The following is a 23,985-nucleotide window of genomic DNA, read 5'->3' as shown; positions in this document are numbered from 1 at the left end:
AGGAGAATCAACGTGTACTTCAAGTCCCTGGATTACCCGGTCATTGTCATCGACAACGACTACGAGTCGCCGCGCATCGGTGGCATCCTGATCCGCGCCCTGGTGGAAGAGCTGCGCAGCAACGACCAGCGCGTGCTGTGCGGCCTGAACCTGGATGATGCCCGCGCCGGTGCCCGCACCTACGTGGCGGCCTCGGCGGTGCTGATCTCGATCGACGGCAGTGAAGAGGTGGATGGCGAGTTCCAGCGCCTGACCGCCTTCCTGCGCGAGCAGAGCGCACGCCGCGCCAATCTGCCGGTGTTCCTGTACGGCGAGCGCCGCACCATCGAGAAGGTGCCGAGCAAGCTGCTCAAGTACATCCACGGTTTCATCTTCCTGTTCGAAGATACCAAGAGCTTCATCTCGCGGCAGGTGATGCGCGCGGCCGAAGACTACATGAAGAACCTGCTGCCGCCGTTCTTCAAGGCATTGATCCACCATGCGGCCGAGTCGAACTACTCCTGGCACACGCCAGGCCATGCCGGCGGCGTGGCGTTCACCAAGTCGCCGGTCGGTCGTGCATTCCATCAGTTCTACGGCGAGAACACCCTGCGCAGCGATCTGTCGATCTCGGTGCCGGAACTGGGTTCGCTGCTCGATCACACCGGCCCGATCAAGGACGCCGAGAACGAGGCCGCACGCAACTTCGGTGCCGACCATACCTTCTTCGTCACCAATGGAACCTCCACCGCCAACAAGATCGTCTGGCATGGCACGGTGGCCCGTGGCGATGTGGTGTTCGTCGATCGCAACTGCCACAAATCGCTGCTGCACGCGCTGATCATGACCGGCGCGGTGCCGGTGTATTTCACTCCCAGCCGCAACGCGCATGGCATCATCGGCCCGATCAGCCTGGACCAGTTCACGCCCGAGTCGCTGCAGCAGCGTATCGCCGCCAACCCGCTGGCCAGCAAGGCCTACAAGGCCGGCTCCAAGCCGCGCATCGCGGTGGTCACCAACTCCACCTACGATGGCCTGTGCTACAACGCCGAGAAGATCGCCGACGAGATCGGCAGCGCGGTGGACTTCCTGCATTTCGACGAAGCCTGGTACGCCTACGCTGCGTTCCATCCGTTCTACGAGAACCACTACGGCATGGCCAAGGGCAAGCCGCGCGAGCAGGATGCGATCATCTTCACCACGCATTCCACGCACAAGCTGCTGGCCGCGTTCTCGCAGGCCTCGATGATCCACGTGCGCAACTCGGCGCAGCGCGACCTGGATGCCGAGCGCTTCAACGAGTCGTTCATGATGCACACCTCGACCAGCCCGCATTACGGAGTGATCGCGGCCTGTGACGTGGCCTCGAAGATGATGGAAGGCGATGCCGGCCGTTCGCTGGTACAGGAAATGCACGATGAAGCCATCGCCTTCCGCCGCGCGATGCTGCATGTCCGCGATGATCTCGGCCGCGACGACTGGTGGTTCAGCGTGTGGCAGCCGACCCAGGTCGAGCGCAGCCTGGACAAGGGCGATACGCCGGCACCGATGGTGGCCAAGCGCGAGGAGTGGTACCTGCAGCCGGATGCGCACTGGCACGGCTTCGAGAACCTGGTGGATGACTATGTTCTGATCGACCCGATCAAGGTGACCCTGCTGACCCCGGGCCTGGCGATGGACGGCAGCATGGGCAAGCTGGGCATTCCGGCGGCGGTGCTGAGCAAGTTCCTGTGGGGCCGCGGCATCACCGTGGAGAAGACCAACCTGTACTCGGTGCTGTTCCTGTTCTCGATGGGCATCACCAAGGGCAAGTGGAGCACCCTGGTCACCGAGCTGATGGCGTTCAAGGAACTCTACGACCGCAACGCACCGCTGAGCCAGGCACTGCCGACGCTGGCTGCCGACTATCCGAATGCCTACGCCGGCTGGGGCCTGCGTGACCTGTGCGACGCGCTGCACGCGTTCAACCAGGAATTCGCCGTGGCCAAGGTGATGCGCGAGATGTACGTGGATCTGCCGACGCCGGTGATGACCCCGGCCGATGCCTACAACCACCTTGTGAAGGGCGAGATCGAACGGGTCGACATCGAGCAGATCAGTGGCCGCATTGCGGCGACCATGCTGGTGCCGTACCCGCCGGGCATCCCGACCATCATGCCGGGTGAGCGTTTTGGTGACAGCGACGAGCCGATCATCCAGTCGCTGCGCATCGCCCGGGAGCAGAACGCCCGTTTCCCGGGCTTCGAGTCGGACGTGCACGGGCTCATCATCGAGCAGGAGGGTGATGCGGTTTCGTACAAGGTGGAGGTGCTGAAGGCCTGACCGGCAACGGTCGGCCCCTCGGCGAACGATGGATACTGCGCGCGAGCAACGCATCCTGAAGTTCTCGATCGGGGTCACCCTGGCGGTCAGCGCGGTCGGCTTCATCGGTGGCCTGCTGGTGGGATCGCAGGCCATCCTGTTCGACGGCGTGTACAGCCTGGTCGACGTCGCCCTGACCCTGGTGTCGTTGTCGGTGCTGCGGCTGGTGGCGCGGGAACAGAGCCCGCGCTTCCAGTACGGCTACTGGCATCTGGAGCCGATGGTCGAGGCGCTGGGCGGGGTGATCCTGTCGCTGGCCTGCGTGTACGCGTTGGCCAACGCCGTGATCGGTTTGACCACGGGCGGGCACGAAGTGAAATTCGGGCCCGCGCTGTGGTGGGCGGCATTGCTGAGTGCCAGCAACCTGGCGATGGCGGCGTTCGTCGCGCAGCGGGCGCGGCATCTGCGCTCCGCGCTGTTGTGGCTGGATGTGCGCGGCTGGCTGCTGGGCGGGTTGATGAGCCTGGCGGTGGTGCTGGCCTTCGTGTTGGCGCTGGTCCTGCACGGTGGTGAGTGGCACCACTGGGTGCCGTACCTGGATTCGATCGTGCTGGCGTTGATCAGCCTGGCGGTGTTGCCGGTGCCGGCGCGGGGTGCCTGGAAGGCCATGCGCGAAGTGCTGCAGGTGGCACCGGATGATCTGGACCGGCGCGTGCAGCGGGTGATGCAGGCGTTCGTCGCCGAGCGTGGCTATGCCGGTTTCACCAGCCATGTGGCGAAGATGGGGCGGATGCGCTTCATCGAGATCCACGTGCTGGCCGACCCGGCCACGCCGCTGGGTTCAGTGGGCGAGGTCGATGCGATGCGTGACGAGATTGCAGTGCGGCTGGATGCACGGGGCAGCACGTTCTGGTTGACCATTGATTTCACCGCAGACCCAGCGTGGACGTGACCACGCTTCTGTAGAGTCGAGCTTGCTCGACTGCTTCTGGTCGGTGGAAGTCGAGCAGGCTCGAGTCCACGGAAACGCGCGATCGTTGCGCATGGCGGACTACTCTGTTGCACAGGACCCATTTGACCTCAACCGGAGTTGAGGTCACAGACTGCCGGCATCCCCCACGAGGCGCGCGGCATGAACCTGCTGACCACACCGGACCTCAGCCATGGCCTGCTGGAACTGTTCAATCCACCGGGCCTCTACGATCCTTCGGCCAACGGCTACTCACACGTGGCGGTGGTGCGCCTGCCGGCGCGGGTGATCCATGTCGCAGGGCAGGGCGGCGAGGATGCCCAGGGCCGCCTCTCGCCCAGCTTCGAAGAACAGGTCGGGCAGGCGCTGGACAACCTGCAGACCGCGCTGCGATCGGCGCAGGCAAGTCTGGCCGATGTGGCGCGGCTGCGCATCCTGGTGGTCGACCACGATGAGGACCGGCTGGGCATCATTGCCCACCAGGTGCGACGGCGCTGGCCGAACCGCGCGGCGCCCACCTGCACGCTGATCCCGGTGCCGCGACTGGCGTTGGACGGCATGCTGTTCGAGATCGAGGCGGAGGCCTACGCAGCCTAGCGCAGGTAGTACTCCACCGGCACCACCAGTTCCTGTGGTGCCTTCAGTTCATCGGGAATGGGCGGCAGCGGCTGCGCGCGACGGAAGGTCTGCAGCGCAGCGTCATCGAGCATCGGCTGGCCACTGGACTGCTCCAGCCGCAGCGCCAGCAGGCGACCTTCGCGGTCGATGCTGGCCCTGACCCAGGCAGTGCCCTGCTGCCGGCGCGAGCGCGCGGCGGCAGGGTAATAGCGGTAACGCTCCAGCCGCGCCATCAGGCGGGCTTCCCACTGGTCGCTGGCGGCGCCGGCCTGGAAGTCCGCCGGTGGCGCGTCTGGAGCGGGCGGCGCGGCCGTGATCGATGCCGGTGCGGGACTGGCATCGGTCGCGGCCGCAGGCGGGGCGACCGGCAGCGGCTTTCGACCCGTCCCGCCCGTTTCGCTGGCGGCCAACTCGCCCTCGCGCGCGGCGGTGGGCTTCGGTGGTGGCGGCGACTTTGTCGGTTGCGATGCACGCGCCTGCTGCGCCTGGCTGGGGGTATCGGCCTGGCGCTCCTCTACGGGCTGTGGCGGCGTGGCCGGTGCCAGCAGGCGCAGGCTGATGCGCATGTCCTGCTCCGGCGGTGGCAGCATCGGCGGCATTGCAACCCAGTGCACCAACAGCAGCAGGGGCAGCAGGTGCAGGACGACGGTGATCACGATCGCCTGCCAGTGTTGGCTGCGCTCACTCATCGTCCAGCACCCACAGCAGATCGGCATCAGCAGCACCGACGGTTTCACCCGGCGAAGCCAATGCGATCACCAGCGCAGGCGTATCCGGTGGCAGGTAGCCCGGCACCCCGGTGCCGCGCAGCACATGCCAGCGACCGGCTACCAGCATCGCGGGTGCGGGTGCTGCGGTCAGCACCTGTGCCATGCGCGTGTCGCGGGCCTGTTGCACGGCCAGCATCCCTTCCAGCATCGGTGCCGCGTCTGCGTGCTGGGCCAGAACCACATCCGACAGGCGTTGGTGGGCGGCGGGCACCGGGAACCGCACTGCATCAGCGGACGCCAGGTGGGCGTTGACCTCGACGCGCGCGAGATTGCCGCCGAACAAGGGGATGCCGGCAACGGTGGCGTCCTGCACCAGCCCGCCGTAGGCGGTCCACGGCCATCGTGTATCCCAGCCCAGCAGCTCCTGCAGGCGTGCACCGTCGGCATGGTTGCCCTTGGCCAGCCAGCGCTGCACCCGCTGCAGGCGCGGCTGGCGTTCGCTGGCAATCATCTCCAGCACCAGCGCGCCTTGTGGACGCTGCTGCTGCAGCGCGTGCAGCAGCCAGCGCTGGGCAGCGTGGTCACCGGCCAGGTCGTGGCGTTCGCCCAGCAGCAGTCGCGGAGCGTTCGCTGCGCGCTTCACGAACGCAGCTTCGTCCAGGGTCTGGCCGCTGGCGAGGTCCAGCACCGTGCCGGGCATCGGCTGCGCGCTGGCCATCGACGCGAGCGCGAGCAGGCACAGCGGCAGCCAGTGGCGGCTAGAACGCCACATTGACGCCCATCGAGACGGTGCGGCCACGGCCGTTGCCGCGGTCCAGGATCGGACTGAAGATGCTGTCGATCGAGGCATTGTTGTCATAGGCCTTGTTCTGCAGGTTTTCGATGTTCAGCCACAGCGTGGTGTTGGCCTGCGGCTTGAAGCTGGCGTAGAAGTCCAGCAGCACGCCGGTGCCGCCGGTCTTGCGGGTCTGGAAGAAGTCGTAGCCTTCCTCGGTCGGACCGGAGTACTCGGCGCGCAGGCCGGCCTGCACGCGCTGCTGCCACCAGCGGCCGCCCACGTCCAGCGTCCAGTAGCGGTCGGGCAGGGCGGTGATGTCTTCCAGGTTGACGAACTCGATGGCCGGCGCGCTGGTGCGCGAGCGGGTCCAGCTCAGCGTGGCGTGGTAGTGCTCGCTGGCGTAATGGGCTTCCAGTTCGATGCCGCGCATGCGCACCACGCCGGGGTGGTTCATCCAGCGCGTGGTGGCGCTGAAGTCGTCGGCGTCCAGCACATCGGTCCAGGCATTGAGCTGCGGATCGCTGTCGATCGGCACCACGAACGGTTCCACTTCCGGCGGATGCACGATCAGCAGGTACTGCGGCTTGATGTAGTCGCGGATGCGGTTGTCGAAGCGGGTGACCCGCAGTTGTGCCAGGTCACCGTCGACCAGCAGCGAGTCGGTGCTGAGGTCGGCGCCGAACTGCAGGTTGCGCGAGCGCTCGCGGCGCAGGAACGGATTGGCGCCGATGCCGTCGGCGACGCTGGCGTCCTCCAGCGGGATCTTCTCGAAGAACATTTCCTGCACGCGCGGCGGCCGCGACGTGCGCGAGACCTCGGCGAACAGCTGCAGCCAGTCGGTGGCCTGCAGTGAAACCGCCAGGCTCGGGCTGAGTGCGCGCTCTGTGCGACGCACGTCGATGTCGCCGCCATTGATCTCCGCGCACTGGCCGGGCACATCCGAGCACACCGGGATGTGACCACGGATGCCGAAGCGGTCCTGGCGCAGTCCTGCGGTCAGGGCATAGATGTCGTACTGCAGCTCCAGCGTGCTGAACACACTGTCCAGCTGGCTGCGACCCTGCGGGTTGGCACCGCGCAGGATGGGCGTATCGGCCACATAGATGTCCGATTGGTGCTTGATGCCGGTGTTCCAGCGCGCCTGCAGTGCACCGATGTCGAAGCGGCTGGTGTTGTCCACGGTCCAGCTGCTAAGGCTGCTGTGGGTGCGGCGGCCGATGTAGCTGGAGTCCTCCACCGGCGGGTAGAACAGCCGGGTCTTGTTGCTGGCGAAGGTCGCACGCAGGTCGATCCACGGCGAATAGGGTGTGTAGTGGTAACTGGCGCGCTGGTTGCGCGCGGAAATCTGCCACGGATAGTTGTGGTAGAAGTCGTTTTCGTAACGCATGTGGCTCAGGTCCAGCCGATGCTGGTCGCTGGGCTGCAGGCGCGCCTTCAACAGCCAGCTGCTGGGCTGCTGGCTGCCCGGGTCGGCGTTGTTCTTCTGCCCGCGTGCGGTCGCGTATTCGCTGCTGCGGCTGCTGCTGGCGGCGGCCAGCAGGCCGAACTGGCGGTCGCCACCCTCTTCGCTGTGGCGCCAGGCACCGGCGAAGGTACGGCCACTGCCGTAGCCGTTGTTGCCGTGGCGGTAGCCCGCACGCAGGCCCCAGTCGCGCCCCTCGCCGAGCAGATCGTCGATGTCCAGCGTGCGGAAGTTGGCACTGCCGGCCAGCGTGCCGGCGCCATCACCACCGGCGACCGCACCGCGCTGCACGTCCACACCGGCCAGCAGGAAGGGATCGACATAGGCGAACGGGCCGCCCGAGCCGTGCCCGGCATTGTTGCGGAAGGTCTGGGTGACACCGTCAATCATGGTGTTGACCCGGCCGGCACCGGTCATGCCGCGGATGTTGACCTGCAGGCCCGGCTGGCTGCGCGAATGGAAGCTGTGGGTGCCGGGCATCGAGCGCAGCAGGCTGTTGCCTTCCTGGCGTTCGGCCATCGCCACGCGCTCGCTGCCCACCGGGGGCGCAAAGCCATCGCGGGTGGCCGGTACATATTGACTGGCGCCGGCACCCGGTGCCTGACCGTGTGCGGTAGTACCCTGCACCCGCAGCGGGCCAGTGCGACGGCTGCCATCGGCGCGTTCAGCCGGTGCCGGCTCCAGGGCGGCACGACGCGCATCGACGAAGCGCGGGCGCAGGCCGCTGCCTGCCAACAGGCGCGATAGGGCCTGCGCATCGTCGAAGTCACCGCGCAGCGCAGGCGCCGAATGGCCCGCGGGCAGCGCTGCGCCGATCACCAGATCGACGCCGGTCAGCCGGCTGTAGGCGTCCAGTGCGGCCGCCAGCGGTTGTGCGGGCAGATTGTAGGTACGGGTGGCGGTCTGTGCGTGGGCACTGCCGGGCAGCAGCGGAAGGGCACTGGTACAGGCCAGCGACAGGGCGAGGACAAGGGGGCGGGGGCACAGCATCGGGGGCTCCAGGGGCTGACGCAGAGCGTCGTCATCCTGGGTAGACGCAGCCGCAGGCCGGATGTCAGGGTCCATCACGCTGTTCCCTGCGTGGCGGCAGCCACACCTGTATGCCCGCGCCGAGGCGCAGCACGCGCACCTGCAACTGAGTGGCCAACTGGTCGCGATTGCCGGCCGCACCGTCGGCACTGCCAAGCAGGGTGACCGGCTGCTGGCGCAGCTGCTCGCCGACGACCCACGTGTGCCCGCCATGCCAGCGGTCCAGGCCCTGCGTGACGTCGGCCAGTGGGGCCGAGACCCAATGCAGGCGCCGCTCGCGCCAGGCCAATGCTCCGGGGGCGGTCGTTGTTGCATGGGCTGTTGCCTGCCCATCGAAGCGCAGCTGTTCGCCGTGGTCAGCCAGCATGCTGACGTTGCCGCTGTCCACGCGCACGCGATGCTCGGTAACGGTGACCACGCTGCTGTTGCCCTGCACGGCAAGATCGAATGCGGTCCCCAGTGCAGTGACGGTGCCCTGTGGGGTATGCACCTGGAAGGGCCGGTCGGCATCGGCGGCGACCTGGAACCAGGCTTGGCCGCGCTGCAGCTGGAGCTGGCGGCGCTGCCCATCGATGCGCACCTTCACTTCGCTGCCGGGTGACAGCAGGACATGCGAGCCATCCCGAAGGGTCTCCTCGCGGATCTCGCCAGCGGCCGTTCGCAGGACCTGCGCTACGGGCGGCGACACATGGCGGCTGTAGAGACCCAGCGCGCACAGCAACAGAACCGCAATGCCAGCTTCGCGCAGGCGACGGCGTTGCCTGCGCTGCTGTTGCCGCTGCAGGCTGGGCAGCGTCGCACCGGCCTGCCACAGGTGTTGCAGATGCTGGTACTGCGCAGCATGGCGAGGGTCGGCCTGGTACCACTGCTCGAACGCGTTCTCGTCGCGGCCACCGTCGTGCCCGTCCAGCCACCAGCGTGCAGCTTCGCGCGCGATCGCGTCCAGGCTCATGCGCCGGGCACCTGCTGCAGGGCGACCAGTGCGCGCAGCAGATGGCTGTGCGCGGTCTGCCGGCTGATGCCGAGCTGGCGCCCGATCTCGGCCAGCGCCAACTGTTCAACCCGCGCCAGCAGGAACACCTGGCGCGAGCGCGGTGGCAGCGCGGCGATGATCGCGTCGAGGTGGCGCAGCTGTTCGGCGTCGAGCAGTCGCTGCTCGGGCAGCGGCGCAGGATCGGCGATGGCATGCAACTGCGTGTCATCCAGCGCTTCTTCGCGACGGCGCTGGCGTTGCCGGTAATGGTCGGCAATCAGGTTGTGGGCAACACGGTACAGGTACGCGCGGCCGTTGCTCAGCAGGCCACTGGCGGCGACCTTGACGACACGCAGCCAGGCTTCCTGGACGACGTCATCGGCGTCGCTGCGTTGCGGGAGTTTGCGGCGGACATGGGCGTGCAGCGGCCGGTAATGGGCCGCGCACAGCTGCGCGACATCCGTCGGTTCGACAGGCGTGGACACGGGGCGGGCGACAACTGGGAAAGGGAACAGCCCGCGGCGGCAAGGGCAGCGGCTGCACCTTACAGCAAAAGAGAATCATTTGCATCAACGAGGCGGGCGGCGAACGATGCACAGCCAGCCGCGGGGGTCATCGTGGGAGGTAATCGCAGTGGATCTGCAGCGCTTCGGTGGGGTTGGGATGCAGCTCGAAGCCGCAGTGCTGCAGGCTGCGCTTCGCTCGTGCGACTGGCTCGGCATACCGGGCGACGCGGCGGTGCTGCCAGCGCGGCGGGGTGAACACGCCCAGGGGCAGCAGCCGCAGCCGCTTGCCGTGCAGTACCAGCGAGACATCGACATGACGGCCATCGATGTCGTGGCCGTTGGCGCCGAAGATGGCGTCGACTTCATCCTGGCGCTGCGGATAACAGGCACGGAAGAGGGTGATGCCGAGCCCACGCACCAGGCGGCGGAAGCCACCGAGACGGCTGTGGCTGGGTTCGAAGCCACGGGTGAGCAGTAGCCGCAGCCCCACAGGCAGCATTGCCTGCGCGTCGAGCAGGCGTTGCAGTACCTCTTCTTCCAGTTGGATGCGGGTGGAGGGCCAGCGCGGGGCGATGAGCAGTCCGTGGTGGTTGCCGCGTTGCAGGGTCAGCATCGGTGAAGCTTCGCACGCGGCCGAACAGCCGGGGTAGTGCCGGCCGCTTGCCGGCAGATTCGAGTACCGGCCAGCGTCCGGCACTACCGTGACGATCATCAGAGGTCGCGGTACTGGATCTGCGAAGCCAGTACGCGCAGGCCGTCGGCATTGCTGGACAGGATGCGCTCTTCGCCAACACCCTTCTGCCGTTTCAGCTGGAAGCCCTGATCCGCAGGCAGTTGTGCGGCGATGGCGTCCATGCGCTGCAGGGCATCAGGGCCGCTGCAGTCGAAGTGGCCCCAACAGGCGCCATCGCGGTGGATCTGCAATCGATAGTTCATCGCGGTGTCTCCGGCAGGTCCTGCAGCCAATGGTCGAACATCGCGGTGGCGGCCGCGGCCAGTGGTGCGCCATAGCGACGCGCCTGCGCGCGCAGATCATTCGGATCGATGCCGGCCTGGGCCAGCTCCAGCGTGTGACCAATCAGCCAACGCTCGAACTGGCGCGCGTCCAGTTCCGGATGGCATTGCAGGGCCAGCGCGTGATGGCCGATGGCGAAGGCCTGGTGACGGCAGGCCGGCGTGCTGGCCAGGCGGCGTGCGCCGGCCGGAAGTTCGAAGGCCTCACCATGCCAATGCAGCACGGGAATGCCCTGCAGGGCCTGCAGCGGCGAGCGCTGGCCTTCATCGGTCAGCAGCAGTGGCGCAAAGCCGATCTCCTTGCCTCCACTGGGAGCGACACTGGCACCGAGTGCACGGGCCATCAGTTGTGCACCCAGGCAGATGCCCAGGGTTGGCCGCTGCTGCTGCAGCCGGCGCTGCAGCAGGGCGATGCTGTTGGTGACGAAGGGATAGGTCGCTGTGTCATTGGCACTGATCGGGCCGCCCAGCACCACCAGCAGGTCGGTCACTTCGGCGGGATCGAGCGCATCGACGCCGGCCTGCAGCACCTGCAACTGCCAGCCTTGTGCCAACAGCAGAGGCTGCAGGGTGCCGAGGTCTTCAAAGGCAACGTGTTGCAGGACAACCGCGTGCTTCATGCCGGGGCTCCGCTGTTCGGCCAGTAGAAGCTGTCCGGGGTGGCGCGGGCGCCGAAAATGGCCTGGCCGACGCGGACCACGGTGGCACCTTCCTCGATGGCCACTTCGAAATCACCGGACATGCCCATCGACAGCTGCGACAGGTCAAGGCCGGGCGGGGCATTGCGTTGCAGCTGGTCGCGCAGTTCGCGCAGGCGCACGAAGCAGGCGCGCACGCGCTCGACGTCGGGGGTGAAGATGGCCAGGGTCATCAGGCCGCGCACACGCAGGCGATCGAAGGCCGGCAGCTGCTGGACGAAGGCCTCGACGGCGTCGGGTTCCAGTCCGTACTTGCTCGGCTCGGCCGAGGTGTTGACCTGCACGAACACATCCAGCGTGCGGTCTTCCAGTTGCAGGCGCTGCTGCAGGGCCTCGGCCACGCGCAGGCTGTCCAGCGCCTGGAACTCGCTGGCAAAGCGCGCTACGTAGCGCGCCTTGTTGGTCTGCAGATGGCCGATCACCGACCAGTGCACGCCCAGGTCGGCCATCGTTTCGGCTTTGCGCTGCGCCTCCTGCACCTTGTTCTCGCCCAGTTCGTGGCAACCGGCGGCCACCGCCATGCGGATGCGGGCGTCATCGACGGTCTTGCTGACCGGCAGCAGGCGCACGCTGGCCGGGTCCCGGCCGGCGCGCGCGCAGGCATCGGCGATGCGTTGGCGCACCGTGACCAGGTTGGCGGCGATCTGTTCAACGGACTGGGCGACGGGCCAGTCGGCAGCGGCAAGGGGCATGCGGGCACCTCCAATGCAGGATGGCCAGGGTGGGATACACTGGCACAGGACAAGAGATATTTTGGCATAGGACAAAATGAAAATCACCGGACATAGCGCCGAGTCGATCTTCGACAGCATCCGCGACGGCATCGGCAAGGGCCGCCTGCCGGCCGGCAGCGTGCTGCCGCCGGTGCGTGAACTGGCCGAGCAACTGGGCGTGAACCGCAACACCGTGGCCGCTGCCTACAAGCGCCTGGATGCGGCGGGCCTGGCCAGCACGGCGGGCCGCCGTGGCACGGTGGTGCGCGGATTGCCGCCGACGCTGGCGCGCGAGGGCAGTACGCCCGGGCTGGCGCTGCAGGACCTGGCCGGTGGCAATCCGGATCCGCGCCTGCTGCCGAACCTGCGCCTGGCGCCGGCAGCGCCGCGCTTGTACGGCGTAGGCACGGTCGACCCGAGGTTGCAGGTTCTGGCAAGGGCCTCGCTGGATGCGGACTGCCCGGAGGGCTATGCGCTGGAGCTGACCCATGGCGCTGTTGATGGCATCGAGCGCCTGCTGGCGGCGTGGTTGCTGCCAGGAGACCGCATCGCGGTGGAGGATCCATGCTTCCTCGGCAGCCTCAATGTGCTCAATGCTGTGGGTCACGCGCCGTTGCCGGTGGCGGTGGATGCACATGGCATGCAGGTCGATTCGCTGCGGCAGGCGCTGGAGGCCGGCGCCCGCGCGGTGCTGCTGACCCCGCGGGCACACAACCCGACCGGGGCCAGCCTGGATGCGAAGCGGGCACGGGCGTTGCGGCAGTTGCTGGCGGCCTACCCGCAGGTGGCGGTGCTGATCGACGATCACTACGCGCTGCTCTCGCAGCAGGCCTATCACTCAGTGCTGCCGCTGGATGGCCGGCGCTGGGCGCTGCTGCGTTCGTTGTCCAAACCACTGGGTCCGGACCTGCGGCTGGCCTGGCTGGCCTGCGATGAGGAGACCGCATCGCGGTTGCGGCTGCGATTGGCGTCCGGCACCGGCTGGGTCAGCCACCTGCTGCAGGATGCAGCGACTTCGGTGCTGGCGTCGGCAACGCAGCGGGCGAAGATCGCCTCGGCGGGTGAGCGTTACCAGCAGCGCCTGCAGTCGCTACAGGAGCTGCTGCGCGCGCGTGGCATACCGACGCCGCAGCCGATGGAAGGATTGAACCTGTGGCTGCCGTTACCGGCCGACAGTCACCCACAGGTGCTGGCGCTGGCTTCGAGTGGATGGCATGTGCGCGCCGGCGAAGTGTTCGCGGTGGCGGCACCGGGCCATGGTCTGCGCATTACGTGTTCGGCGCTGGGACCGGCGCAGCTGCGGCAGCTGGCCGATGACCTGGCGGCGGTGTGTGGTTTGTAGCGTCGGGCCATGCTCGGCTTTGCTTCGCCTTTGTAGAGCCGAGCCATGCTCGGCTGCTGTTGGTAGAAGCAGTCGAGCATGGCTCGACTCTACATGACCGGTAGTCGAGCATGGTTCGACGCTACAGAAGCAGATCAAGGCGCGGCGTTGGCGCCCGGGCGCACGTAGTAGGACTGGCCGCTGTCATCGACGAACATCAGCTCCGGCTTGCCCTGCCAGGAGGTGAGCATGGCGCCGGTGTTGTTCTGGTGCTTGACCATGAGGCTGGCGCCACGGTCCGGATTGGCGACGACCTTGAACACTTCGGTGGTGCCGGTGGCATCGTCCAGGGTCAGCAGGGCTTCGCCGCCGCGGTCGCTGGTGCCGTAGCCGCCGCGTTCGGAGCCGTCGGGGCCGAGCAGGATCAGGCCGGACAGGGCGGTGGCGCGCGGCCCCTGGGTGCGGCCCTGGCTGAGCGGATCGGGAACCGGTGCGCCGAGGATTACCCGCGGTTGGCCGCTTGCATCGTGGATGATCAGCCCGCGTGCCTCGATGATGCGCTGTGGCGATTGGCTGCGATGCAGGTTCCAGGCGGTCCAGCCGGAAACAAGCAGGGCGAGGGTCGAGACCACCAGGGTGGTCAGCAGCAGCGCACGGGACATCGGGTCGTCCTTCCTTGGATGTGCCGACGATAGCGGATGCGGACCGGCAATGGCCAGTTCGTTGTGTGACGTTGTGTATCGTCAGTGGAAATCGCGACTGTGGCTGCGCAGTCCCTGCAGCAGTTCATCCAGGCAGTGCATGCGCTGCACGATGACGTGCTGCACGCCATCGACGCGTTCCAGGCGGCCATCGATCTGCATCAGCTGGGTATCGACCAGCACCCGGTGCTGGCGATCAGCCAGGTGCCGCCAGACCACGGCGTTGACCATGCCGGTCTCGTCCTCGAGCGTGAGGAAGGTGACGCCGCTGGCGGTCTGCGGGCGCTGGCGCATGCGCACCAGGCCGGCGATGCGCACGCGCCGGCCATGGCCGTGGGCAGCCAGTTGTGCGGCATCCAGGCAGCCACGGCTACGCAGTTGCGCGCGCAGGAACGAGATCGGATGGCGGCCCAGCGTGGTGCCGGTGCTGCGGTAATCGGCCTGCATGTCTTCCCAGGCACTGGGCAGCGGCAGCGGCACGCGGGCTTCGGTGGTGGCGCGGGTCTGGTCGAACAGCGGCAACCGGTTTTCCACACCGGAGATATCCCAGCGCGCACGATGGCGATGGCCGCTGAGCCCACGCAGCGCCCCGGCATCGGCCAGCAGGCCCTGCTGGCGGCGGTCCAGAGCGGTACGCTGGCACAGGTCACCCACATCGTCGAACGGGCGCCGCGCACGTTCACGCATGATGGCCTGCACGGCGGGCTCGTTGCAGCCATCGACCAGGCGCAGGCCGAGCCGGATCGCGGCCGGCCCCTTGCTGAAATCCAGCGTGCAGTCCCAGTCGCTGTGGCGCACGTCCACCGGCAGCACGCGGATGCCATGCCGGCGCGCATCCTGCAGCAGCTGGTCGGGGCTGTAGAAACCCAATGGCTGGCTGTTGATCAGGCTGGCGGTGAACGCGGCCGGGTGATGGCACTTCAGCCAGCAACTGTTATAGGTCAGCAGGGCGAAACTGGCGGCGTGACTTTCCGGAAAACCGTAGTCACCGAAGCCCTTGATCTGTTCGAACAGGTGCTCGCCGTACTCGCGGCTGAAGCCGTTCTTGAGCATGCCGGCCAGCAGCTTCTCGCGATGCGGTTCCAGGCCGCCACGGCGCTTCCACGCCGCCATCGAGCGGCGCAGGGCATCGGCCTGGCCCGGCGTGTAGCCGGCCGCTTCCACCGCCAACTGCATCACCTGTTCCTGGAACAGTGGCACGCCGAGGGTGCGCGCGAACACGCGTTCCAGCCGCGCTGGATAGAGTGGATTGTCTGGATCGTTCAACGCGTCAGGACCCTGCTCGCGCAGGATCCTTCGCCGTTCCAGGTAGGGGTGCACCATGTCACCCTGGATCGGGCCAGGGCGCACGATCGCCACTTCGATCACCAGGTCGTAGAAGGTGCGCGGCTGCAGGCGCGGCAGCATCGCCATCTGCGCGCGCGACTCGATCTGGAATACGCCGATGGTGTCGGCGGCGCAGATCATGTCGTAGGTCTTCGTATCCTTGGGAGGAATCGCATCCATGCGTCCTTCGTGCAGGCCATGCTGCTGCAGCATCGCCAGGCATTTGCGGATGGCGGTGAGCATGCCCAGCGCCAGGCAGTCGACCTTCATCAGGCCAGTGGCATCCAGATCGTCCTTGTCCCACTGGATGACGGTGCGGTCGGCCATCGCCGCGTTCTCCACCGGCACCAGGGTTGACAGCGGATGCTCGGAAATCACGAAGCCGCCCGGGTGCTGCGACAGGTGGCGCGGGAAGTCGATCAGTTCGGTGGTCAGTGCCAGCAGTCGCCGCATCAGCGGGGTTTCCGGATCGAAGCCGCGCTCGCGCAGGGTCTCCGGCAGCGGCACATGGCCGCCCCAGTGGTCCATCGCCGCGCCCAGTTCGTTGACCTGGTCCATCGGCAGGCCGAGTGCACGGGCCACGTCGCGGATCGCGCTGCGGCCACGGTAGCTGATCGCCACCGCAGTCAGGGCGGCGCGCTCGCGGCCATAGCGCTTGAATACATACTGCAGCACTTCCTCGCGGCGCTCGTGCTCGAAGTCGATGTCGATATCCGGTGGTTCGTCGCGCTCGGCGGAGATGAAGCGCTCGAACAGCAGGTTGCTGCGTGCCGGGTCGATCTCGGTCACGCCCAGTACGAAGCACACCGCGGAGTTGGCCGCCGAGCCACGACCCTGGCAGAGGATGTCCTGGCTGCGCGCGAAGCGCACGATGTCCTGCACGGTGAGGAAGTACGAGGCGTAGTTCTTTTCCCGGATCAATGCCAGTTCGTGCTCGATCTGTTTGCGTTGTGCCGGTTCGATGCCGCCTTTCCAGCGCCACGGGATGCCGCGCTCGACCAGCACGCGCAGCCAGCTGTCCGGGTCGTGGCCCTCGGGTACCAGTTCGCGCGGATAGGTGTACTGCAGCTGCTCCAGGGTGAAGTGGCAGCGCTCGGCGATGCGCAGGGTCTCGGCCAGCAGTTCGGGCGGATACAGTTGGGCCAGCGCGGTACGCGGGCGCAGGTGGCGCTCGCCGTTGGGAAACAGGCGCCAGCCGGCCTCGGCCACGCTGCAGCGGTGGCGGATGGCGGTCAGTGTGTCCTGCAGGGCGCGGCGGCGGCGCACGTGCATGTGCACATCACCACTGGCCACCAGCGGCAGGTGGTGGCGTTCGCCGAAGGCCTGCAGCTGCTGCAGGCGACGCGCGTCGTCATGCTCATGGTGCAGCTCCACCGCCAGCCACAGGCGATCATCGAAGCCGGCGCGCAGCAGTTCCAGATCGGTGGCGGCCGGTTGCCGGTCCAGCCACAGGCACAGCAGGCCCTCCGGCAGGCCGAGCAGGTCCTCGCGCAGGCAGCGGTATTCGCCCTTGGCCGCGCGCCGCCGGCAGGTGGTGATCAACTGGCACAAGCCGGCGTAGGCGGCCTGGTCGGTGCACAGCAGGGCCAGTTTCGGGCCGTCCTCGACCTGGAATTCGGCACCGACGATCAGCGCCACGCCATGCGTCTTGGCGGCCTGCCAGGCGCGCACGATGCCGGCCAGCGAGCATTCGTCGGTGATCGCCAACGCGCGGTAGCCCTGGCCGGCGGCGCGCGCGAACAGTTCCTCGGCGATCGAGGCGCCACGCTGGAAACTGAAGGCCGACAGGCAGTGCAGTTCGGCGTAGCCGGGCAGTTCGCTGTGCATGGCGGCTCAGCCGAACCAGCCGTGCAGCATCCACGGCGCATGCGGATCATTGCGCTCACGGAAAGCCCAGCCGCGCTGGCCATGCGCGGTTTCCACCACGTAGTAATCGCGCCGCGCATCGGCCTGGTCCCACCAGCCCGATTCGATCCGCTCCGGCCCGGTGACGATGCGCAGGCGGGGATCACGCAGCGGTTGCGGCGTGTCCAGCAGCCAGCCCGGACGCAGCGGCCAGTACGACGGAGGCTTGACCGCGGGCTGGGTGCCACTGGCGCGTTCGGGGCGATGGTCGGCCTGCACCGCCAGCGGCTGCACGGCGTCATCGCCCAGCCGCGCCCGCAGGCGCTCGCGCAGCTGGTTCCAGGGCATCGCCTGTGCCGGCCGGGTATCGAACAGGTCACGCGCGGCGGGCACGAACGGTGGCAGCTGTTCGGCCTGCAGGCGCAGTGCGCGGCTGCCAGCGGGCAGGGCGAACGCTTCCATGCGGTTGCGCGCGATCTCGAACAGCAGCGCGGGATCGCGCTCGGGTGCCAGCAGGCCGATGGTCAGCACGCTGGCCGGCAGCAGGTCATGCTCGAAATGCAGGTCGAAGCGCTGCACGCCGCCATCGCGCGAACACAGGAATGCGGCCAGGTCCAGCAGCAGGCGACGCAGCGGGAACAGCAGGGCCTGGCTGGATTCGATCTCGTATTCGAATTCGATGCGTGCATCGAAACGGTCCGGTGGCTGGTAGTAGCGCAGTGGCGCGGTGGGCAGGCCGCGCAGCGCATCCAGTTGCTGCAGCACCTCGGGTGAGAAGCGCCGGGCCAGGCTGTCGCGCGGCAGTTCGAGCACCGCACCCAGCGTGCGCAGACCGGAACGACCGAGCACGGTCACCGCTTCGCTGGGCAGGCCGCAGCGCGGCAACGGCAGCTGCGCCAGTGCCGCTGGCAGCTGCTGCGCATCGATGCCGAGGCCGTCGTGGACGTTGGCCAGCACGCGCGCGGCATGCGCGGTGGGCGCGGCCACCAGGCGGTGGCGGAAACCGAGTTCATGCAGTTCGCCGCGCAGGCGCTTTTCGATCGTCAGCCAGTCACCGAACAGGGCGCGACTGGCGCCGATCTCCATGACCAGCGCGTGCGGAAAATCGAGGCTGACCTGCGAGCTGTAGGCGTAGGCCCAACTGGCCAGCAGCTGCCGGGTGTGCTGTTCGGCGTTCGGGTCGTAGTCGTGCAGGTGCATGTCCTGCACCAGCACCTGTGCGGCCGACAGCAGCATGCCCGGGCGCAGTCCCGCTGCGCGTGCCGACGGGCTGACCGCTCGCAGCACGCGACGCTGCGCCGGCCCCTGCAGCAGCACCAGTGGCCGCTGCGGGTCCGGCTGCAGGCGCAGCACGCTGTCCAGCGCCAGCTGCGGCAACAACAGGCAGGCCCAATGCATGACGCGGCCTCAGTGGGCGATGGCCAGTGGCAACGGCTGCGCCGGTGGCAGGCCGCCACGGCACTTCAGCACCCGTACCTGGCCGTGGTCGAGCTGCAGGCGCAGGCTGGCCGGGGAGGGATTACGCGCCGCCTGCGCCTCGCGGAACACGAAGCCCAGGCACTGGCCGCTGTCGGCAGCCACCTGCAGGCGGCGCAGTGAGCGGTCGTCGGCCTGGTGTGGCCAACACAGCACCGCCGCGCAGGCCGCAGAGCGCAGGCACTGTTCGGCGGCCCACAGCGCCTGTTTCGGTGCGGCGTGGATGATCTGCAGCTGGGCCAGGTCCAGCCCGGCCGCCGCCCAGGCCGGGGCATGCGGGCGGTAGGGCGGGGCGACCAGCACGATCGGGCGGTCGCGCTGGCTCAGCTTCGCCAGCGCCGGCCAGACCAGGGCCAGCTCGCCGACGCCGGGCGCGGCCTGCAGCACCTCGCACAGCCCGCTGGCCGGCCAGCCACCGCCGGGCAGGCGTGCGTCCAGCGCCGGATGGCCACTGGCCAGGTGGTCGCTGGCCGGCCCCTGGCGGGCTGGGCCGCGCCACAGCTGGCGCCCGTCCAGCAGCCGGTCGAGGGCGACGACAGCACCCATCAGCCGGTCCTCCAAGGGAGGCGCCGAGCGGGCTGGAAGCGGCAGGAACGGGCGGAAACGGCGGGCATGGCGCGAGTATCGACGAGCCGGTATCAGGGGCTGAGACCGGACATGCTACTCGCCTTGTGAGTAGAATTACTAATGAAATCGGAAGGTCGGGTTTCAGGTTGCTGAAGGGCTAAAGCATCCACGCATGGCGTGGATCTACCAGGGTTCTCTCCAGTAGATCCACGCCATGCGTGGATGGGAAAACGGTGCCGACCAGGGTCGGCACCTACAGGCACGGGCACTCCCGGTTACGGGCGCACCGGCAGCGCCACCGGGCGCAGCGGCGCGGCATCGCCGCCGCGGATCTTCAGCGGGCCGCCGATGAAGGCGAACTCATAGACCTTGTCGCGGGCCAGTTCGTCCAGCGCCACCAGCTCGATGATCGGCGCGCCCTGCTGGGCCAGCAGGTAGGTGTGCAGCGGCACGTAGTCGTCGGACACCTCCGAGGGGAAGGTCTCGAAGCTGAGGTTGTCGGCGCCGACGATCATCGCGCCGCTGTCCTCCACCAGGAAGCGCGCCGCGTCCAGGCCCATGCCCGGCGGGTTGGCCATGTAGGCCTTGGGCTGTTCGAACAGGCGCATGCGGCCGGTGCGGATCAGCACCACGTCGCCCTGCTGCAGTTTCACCTGCTGGCGTGCCAGCGCATCCTTCAGGTCCTGGCGGGTGACGCGGTAGCTGTCCGGCAGCATGTCCACGCCCTTGGCGCCGGCCACGTCGATCAGCACGCCACGCGCGATCAGCGGCGGGAATTTCTCGATGCCGGTGACGTTCCAGCCACGGTCACCGAGGTGCTTGTCGGCCTCGAAGCCGTTCCAGATCTTTCCGTGGATGCCGAAGTGGTTCAGCGCATCGATGTGGGTGCCGGTGTGGCTGTACATCGAGAATGCGGTGCCGGTGTAGCTGCGGGTGAGGTTCATGGTCTCGCCCACGCCCATCGGATCATCCATCACCGTGCCGCGCGGGGTGTGGGTCATCCAGAACTGGTAGTGCGGGTCGCCGGCATCCTGCCAGCTGGGCATGCCGACGTAGTATTCGGTGGCCAGGTCATAGGCCTTGCCGCCACTGACCCGCGACAGGATCGCTGCGCGCGAGGCGTCGGTGATCAGGTTGAGGCGGCCGATCTCGTCCTTCGGCCCCCAGGGGCTGGTGCCGACCTGCTGGCCGGAGGGAACGCGTTCGTGCGCGGATACGGTGGTGGAAGCGGCGGTGCCGGCCAGCAGCAGGGCCAGCGCGGTGGCCAGGGTACGTGAGGTCATGGGGAATCTCCTTGCAGGGTGGGGGACGGTGCGGCTCAGGCCGCGACCAGGTGCGCCAGGGCCTGGCGCAGTTGCGGCAGCGGCAGGGTCTGCAGGCGCAGGCCGTTGCCGCCGATCACGGTGGGAATGGAGCGGATGCCGAGGGCCGCGGCTTCGGCACGGTCGGCCTGCACGCGCCGGGCTGCTGCGTCGCTGCGCATGTGGTCAGCGAAGGCGCCACGCGGGTGGCCCAGTGCTTCGGCGATATCCAGCAGTACTTCGGCGTCGCCGATGTTGCGGTGCTGGTGCAGGTGCGCCCACTGCACGGCATCGAACATCGCGCCATGGGCGTCGTTGCCACCGAGCATGCCGGCGGCCTGGCAGGCCAGTGCGCCGAGCCAGCCGGACGGATACTCGAAGTCCTGTGCGCGCATGCCTTCGATATCGATGCGCGCGGTGTCTTCATGCGCGGCGCAGTCGGTCCAGTGGCGCAGGATGATCGCCTTGGCGCGCTCCATCGAGCCGAACACCTCGACCATCTGCGCGCGCGAGTCCTGCAGCACGAAGCTGCGGTGACGCACCTGGATGCCGAGTTCGGCGGAGACCTGCTGCAGGCGCGGGGCCAGCACGAAGCACCAGCCGCAGACCACGTCGTGGAAGAAATCGACCACCGGCGCGGCGGTGGCGGGGGAAGGAACGGAAGACATCTGCCTGCCATCGGTGAGAGGGGAGGCGGCAGATTAGGCAGCGCGGCATGGCTGAAACAGCACGTCGCGGGCAGCTCAGTTTTCGCTGGCGGTTACGAATCCAGGCCGGCGCAGCCGGGCAGCTCGGCGTGCAGGAAATCGATGAAGGCACGCACCTTGGGCTGCAGGTGGCGCGAGGTGGGATAGACCGCATGCACGAAACGTGGCGGATAGCGATGGTCGGGCAGCACCTGCTGCAGCTCGCCACGGGCCAGCGCCGGTGCCGCCAGGAACGAGGGCAGGGCGCCGATGCCCATGCCGGCCACCAGCAGGTCGCGCAGCAGCAGGCTGTTGTTGACGGTGACGCGCGCCGGCAGGGTGATCGTCACCTGGCCGTCGGGGCCGAGCAGCGGCCAGCTGCCGGGCGAGTCGGACAGGCTGTAGGCCAGCACGCTGTGCGCCTGCAGATCGTCCACTGCCTGCGGTGCCGGATGCTGCTGAAGGTAGGACGGAGCCGCGCACAGCACCTGCTGCAACGAGGCCAGGCGGCGCGCTACCAGTCGCGAGTCGTCCAGCTCGGCACGCAACCGCAGCGACACATCGAAACCTTCGCCCACCGCATCAAGCAGGCGGTCTTCCATCACAAGGTCCAGCGACAGTTGCGGATGCTGCTGCAGGAAGCGTGGCAGCAGCGGCGACAGCGTGCTCAGCGCGAATGATTGCGGTGCATTGACGCGCAGGCGCCCGGCCACGTCGCCGCGCTGTTCGGCGATGCCGCGTTCCAATGCATCCAGCTCGTCGAGCAGCCGGCAGCATTCGCGGTAATAGGCGTGGCCGGTCTCGGTCAGGCTCATGCGCCGCGTGGTCCGCTGCAGCAGCACCACGCCCAGGTGCGCTTCCAGCGTGCGCAGCTGCTTGCTCAGGCCGGCCGGCGACATGCCCAGGTCTTCGGCGGCGCGGGCCAGCCCGCCGCGTTCGACGATGCGGCGGAAGGCACGCATCAGGTTGAAGGAATCCATGCCGGTCCCGGGCGCGATGAGGGCGCCATTGTAGATCCACGCCATGCATGGATGTGGGAAACGTGGTGCGTCCATGATGGTCATCCACCGGGGAGCGCGCCGGGTTGCGCCGTTTGTTCAAGCCGGCGGCCCATACGCGGCGCCAGCATGCAGGCCCCTTACTTTCCGGATTGCCCATGAAGCACTGGATGCTCCGCCTGTATGCCCCGTTGTTCCTGCTGGGCTTCGTCGCTGCTGCCGTCGTCTGGGTCGGCCACCTGCACGGTGATCCGCTATGGCTGCTGGCCTTGCTGGCGGTCGCCATCGCGATTTCGTTCGCCGCCGAACGCGTGTGGCCCTATGACCCTGCGTTCAACCATGACCACGGCGACAGCCTGCGTGACACCCTGCATGCGCTGGTCAACGAGAGCCTGAATCTGCTGTCGATCGCGGCGGTGCCGCTGCTGGCAGCCATCATTCCGTGGCAGGCCTGGCCGCTGCAGTGGCCATTCGCGCTGCAGGTGCTGGTGGCCATCATCTGCGCGGATCTCGGTATCACCCTGGTGCACTACGCCAGCCATCGCATCGGCTGGCTGTGGCGGCTGCACGCGGTACATCACAGCGTCACCCGCATGTACGGCTTCAATGGCCTGATGAAGCACCCGTTGCACCAGGCGGCCGAAGCAGTCGGCGGCGTGCTGCCGCTGCTGCTGTTGGGCCTGCCGATGCCGGTGGCCGCGGTGCTGGCGTTCGCCATTGCCATCCAGCTGCTGCTGCAGCATTCCAACGTGGACATGCGCCCCGGCGTGCTGGGCCGGGTGATGGCCTGGGCGCCGCTGCACCGCTTCCACCACATGCGTTACGGCACCGCCGGCGACGTCAACTTCGGCCTGTTCCTGACTGTCTGGGATCACCTGCTGGGGACCGCCTTCGATGCGCCCGGCTATCGGCTGCAGCAACGCGACCTCGGCATCGGCAGCCAGCCGGACTATCCGCGCGATTATCCCGGACAGCTGCTGGCGCCGTTCCGCGAACTGCCGCATGGCGAGGTGCCGGAGCTGCCGGAAGGTCTGCGCAGGCGCGGATGATGGGGCGTGTCAGGCCGCGTGCAGCTGCAGGCCCTGCAGCTGCGCGGCACTGATGCCGAACATGCGGCGCAGGCTGCGCGACAGATGGGCCAGGTCAGCGAATCCGGCCGCGTGCGCGCTGTCGGTCAGGCTGTGCCCGCGCAGATGATGCATCAGTGCGCTGCGCAGCCGTTGCCACAGCACCCAGCCGCGCAGGGTCACCGCCAGATCGGACTGGAAGCGTCGATGCAGCTGGCTGGTCGACAGATGTGCCGCCTCGGCGATATCGGCGGCTGGCACCGGCCCGGGCAGGTGCTGGGCGATACGGGACAGCGCGGCTTGCACGCGGCGGTCCAGCGGTTGCGGGCGGCTCAGCCGTGGCAGCCAGTCGTGCAGCGCCAGCGCGTTGCCCGGCAGCGCGTTGCCCGGCAGCGCGTGCAGGTGCTGCTGGATCTGTTCGGGATCGGCATGCGCTGGTTCGAGGAACACCGTACAGCCCGCTTCCGGCGCCGACAGGATTGCGTGCGGCTGGAATGACGGCAGCCACAGCCGTTGGCCCTGCTGCCGCACCCCATCAACCTCGACCTGCCAGAGCGCGCCGTCGCTCAGCAACAGTTGATGGGCGTAGTGCGCGTGCGTATCGCTGCCACCGGCGTGGCCCTGCAGCACGGCCACGTGAGCCTCCAGCAGCAGCGTGCCATTCCAGGGCAGGGCGGGAGAGGACATGGAGGAATTGTAGATCCACGCCATGCGTGGATGAATCTCCATCGAAATTGAATATTCCGACAGTTGAATGAAGAGCAGCCGAGCATGGGCTCGGCTCTACAGCAGGCCGTGCAGGGAATTGTCGAAGGCGGGGTGGGTCCGGTTGCGGGGGCGTGAGCCGCATGGATGCGGCGACCGAGCTTACATGGACGTACTTGCAGCGGCCCCCGCAACCGGACCCACCCCGCCACCCCACAGGAAGCCCGCTGTTGCTTCGGCT

Annotated in this window: 22 protein-coding genes; 5 read left to right on the top strand and 17 right to left on the bottom strand. The window is 68.0% G+C overall.

What is annotated here, in order from left to right; genetic code table 11:
- The first annotated feature begins 12 nt into the window (after positions 1–12).
- From ACSYAO_RS12605 to ACSYAO_RS12595, 3 genes are all read left to right on the top strand, one after another.
- Positions 13–2,301, top strand: a complete 2,289-nt coding sequence (locus tag ACSYAO_RS12605; RefSeq protein ID WP_149908564.1) for an Orn/Lys/Arg decarboxylase N-terminal domain-containing protein — start codon at positions 13–15, stop codon at positions 2,299–2,301.
- Positions 2,302–2,329: 28 nt separating this feature from the next.
- On the top strand, positions 2,330–3,232 hold the full coding sequence (locus tag ACSYAO_RS12600; RefSeq protein WP_049398424.1) for a cation diffusion facilitator family transporter: 903 nt from the start codon (positions 2,330–2,332) through the stop codon (positions 3,230–3,232).
- 180 nt (positions 3,233–3,412) lie between these two features.
- Complete coding sequence (locus tag ACSYAO_RS12595; protein WP_134951330.1) at positions 3,413–3,847, top strand: RidA family protein; 435 nt, start codon at positions 3,413–3,415, stop codon at positions 3,845–3,847.
- On the opposite strand, the gene ACSYAO_RS12590 is transcribed toward ACSYAO_RS12595, so the two are convergent.
- The 9 genes from ACSYAO_RS12590 to ACSYAO_RS12550 all read right to left on the bottom strand — a co-directional run bounded on the left by ACSYAO_RS12590 (position 3,844) and on the right by ACSYAO_RS12550 (position 11,730).
- Positions 3,844–4,557: an energy transducer TonB family protein gene (locus tag ACSYAO_RS12590; RefSeq protein ID WP_149908563.1), complete on the bottom strand. Its 714-nt coding sequence runs from the start codon at positions 4,555–4,557 to the stop codon at positions 3,844–3,846. The two genes, ACSYAO_RS12595 and ACSYAO_RS12590, sit on opposite strands and share 4 nt — an antisense overlap.
- Positions 4,550–5,350: a ChaN family lipoprotein gene (locus ACSYAO_RS12585; RefSeq protein ID WP_149908562.1), complete on the bottom strand. Its 801-nt coding sequence runs from the start codon at positions 5,348–5,350 to the stop codon at positions 4,550–4,552. Before ACSYAO_RS12585 ends, ACSYAO_RS12590 begins: the two co-directional genes overlap by 8 nt.
- Positions 5,337–7,808 (bottom strand): TonB-dependent receptor, encoded by a 2,472-nt coding sequence (locus tag ACSYAO_RS12580; protein ID WP_149908561.1) that lies wholly within the window; start codon positions 7,806–7,808, stop codon positions 5,337–5,339. Before ACSYAO_RS12580 ends, ACSYAO_RS12585 begins: the two co-directional genes overlap by 14 nt.
- Positions 7,809–7,872: 64 nt before the next feature.
- Positions 7,873–8,799: a FecR family protein gene (locus tag ACSYAO_RS12575; protein ID WP_032129372.1), complete on the bottom strand. Its 927-nt coding sequence runs from the start codon at positions 8,797–8,799 to the stop codon at positions 7,873–7,875.
- The gene (locus ACSYAO_RS12570; protein WP_149908560.1) at positions 8,796–9,305 is read right to left on the bottom strand and encodes an RNA polymerase sigma factor; all 510 of its coding nucleotides are present in this window, start codon (positions 9,303–9,305) and stop codon (positions 8,796–8,798) included. The genes ACSYAO_RS12575 and ACSYAO_RS12570 overlap by 4 nt, the downstream gene beginning before the upstream one ends.
- A gap of 127 nt (positions 9,306–9,432) precedes the next feature.
- Positions 9,433–9,939: a hypothetical protein gene (locus ACSYAO_RS12565; RefSeq protein ID WP_149908559.1), complete on the bottom strand. Its 507-nt coding sequence runs from the start codon at positions 9,937–9,939 to the stop codon at positions 9,433–9,435.
- Positions 9,940–10,037: 98 nt separating this feature from the next.
- The gene (locus ACSYAO_RS12560) at positions 10,038–10,262 is read right to left on the bottom strand and encodes a hypothetical protein (protein ID WP_149908558.1); all 225 of its coding nucleotides are present in this window, start codon (positions 10,260–10,262) and stop codon (positions 10,038–10,040) included.
- Positions 10,259–10,960, bottom strand: coding sequence for a glutamine amidotransferase (locus tag ACSYAO_RS12555; RefSeq protein ID WP_049398431.1), 702 nt, complete (start codon positions 10,958–10,960; stop codon positions 10,259–10,261). The genes ACSYAO_RS12560 and ACSYAO_RS12555 overlap by 4 nt, the downstream gene beginning before the upstream one ends.
- Positions 10,957–11,730 (bottom strand): YggS family pyridoxal phosphate-dependent enzyme, encoded by a 774-nt coding sequence (locus tag ACSYAO_RS12550; protein WP_149908557.1) that lies wholly within the window; start codon positions 11,728–11,730, stop codon positions 10,957–10,959. The genes ACSYAO_RS12555 and ACSYAO_RS12550 overlap by 4 nt, the downstream gene beginning before the upstream one ends.
- Positions 11,731–11,806: 76 nt before the next feature.
- Here ACSYAO_RS12550 and ptsJ point away from each other — a divergent pair, with 76 nt between their 5' ends.
- A complete protein-coding gene (gene ptsJ / locus ACSYAO_RS12545; protein ID WP_149908556.1) occupies positions 11,807–13,093 on the top strand; it encodes a MocR-like B6 salvage transcription factor PtsJ in 1,287 nt (428 codons plus the stop codon).
- A 134-nt stretch (positions 13,094–13,227) separates the two neighbouring features.
- Here the strand turns inward: ptsJ and ACSYAO_RS12540 are convergent, their stop codons facing one another.
- The 7 genes from ACSYAO_RS12540 to ACSYAO_RS12510 form a co-directional block, all read right to left on the bottom strand.
- On the bottom strand, positions 13,228–13,734 hold the full coding sequence (locus tag ACSYAO_RS12540; RefSeq protein ID WP_012511394.1) for a hypothetical protein: 507 nt from the start codon (positions 13,732–13,734) through the stop codon (positions 13,228–13,230).
- A gap of 81 nt (positions 13,735–13,815) precedes the next feature.
- Complete coding sequence (locus ACSYAO_RS12535; protein WP_149908555.1) at positions 13,816–16,926, bottom strand: error-prone DNA polymerase; 3,111 nt, start codon at positions 16,924–16,926, stop codon at positions 13,816–13,818.
- A 6-nt stretch (positions 16,927–16,932) separates the two neighbouring features.
- Positions 16,933–18,342 (bottom strand): Y-family DNA polymerase, encoded by a 1,410-nt coding sequence (locus tag ACSYAO_RS12530; RefSeq protein WP_049422826.1) that lies wholly within the window; start codon positions 18,340–18,342, stop codon positions 16,933–16,935.
- A gap of 9 nt (positions 18,343–18,351) precedes the next feature.
- Positions 18,352–18,966 carry a translesion DNA synthesis-associated protein ImuA gene (gene imuA, locus ACSYAO_RS12525; RefSeq protein ID WP_012511391.1) on the bottom strand — a complete coding sequence of 205 codons (615 nt, stop codon included), beginning with the start codon at positions 18,964–18,966 and terminating at the stop codon, positions 18,352–18,354.
- Between the two features lie 296 nt (positions 18,967–19,262).
- The gene (locus ACSYAO_RS12520) at positions 19,263–20,270 is read right to left on the bottom strand and encodes a cyclase family protein (protein ID WP_121503546.1); all 1,008 of its coding nucleotides are present in this window, start codon (positions 20,268–20,270) and stop codon (positions 19,263–19,265) included.
- A 35-nt stretch (positions 20,271–20,305) separates the two neighbouring features.
- Complete coding sequence (locus ACSYAO_RS12515) at positions 20,306–20,956, bottom strand: DsbA family oxidoreductase (protein WP_049461586.1); 651 nt, start codon at positions 20,954–20,956, stop codon at positions 20,306–20,308.
- A gap of 92 nt (positions 20,957–21,048) precedes the next feature.
- Positions 21,049–21,999, bottom strand: coding sequence for a LysR family transcriptional regulator (locus ACSYAO_RS12510; RefSeq protein WP_180862776.1), 951 nt, complete (start codon positions 21,997–21,999; stop codon positions 21,049–21,051).
- 131 nt (positions 22,000–22,130) lie between these two features.
- Here ACSYAO_RS12510 and ACSYAO_RS12505 point away from each other — a divergent pair, with 131 nt between their 5' ends.
- A complete protein-coding gene (locus ACSYAO_RS12505) occupies positions 22,131–23,021 on the top strand; it encodes a sterol desaturase family protein (RefSeq protein WP_049461585.1) in 891 nt (296 codons plus the stop codon).
- Between the two features lie 9 nt (positions 23,022–23,030).
- Here ACSYAO_RS12505 and ACSYAO_RS12500 read toward each other — a convergent pair whose 3' ends face one another.
- Positions 23,031–23,750: an AraC family transcriptional regulator gene (locus ACSYAO_RS12500; protein WP_049461584.1), complete on the bottom strand. Its 720-nt coding sequence runs from the start codon at positions 23,748–23,750 to the stop codon at positions 23,031–23,033.
- Positions 23,751–23,985 lie beyond the last annotated feature (235 nt).

Origin of the sequence: Stenotrophomonas sp. STK16_22, assembly GCF_051984505.1 — a bacterium.
Classification (GTDB): domain Bacteria; phylum Pseudomonadota; class Gammaproteobacteria; order Xanthomonadales; family Xanthomonadaceae; genus Stenotrophomonas; species Stenotrophomonas maltophilia_A.
The sequence above is the reverse complement of the archived record's forward strand: the minus strand, read 5'-3'. Positions and strand labels throughout refer to the sequence as shown.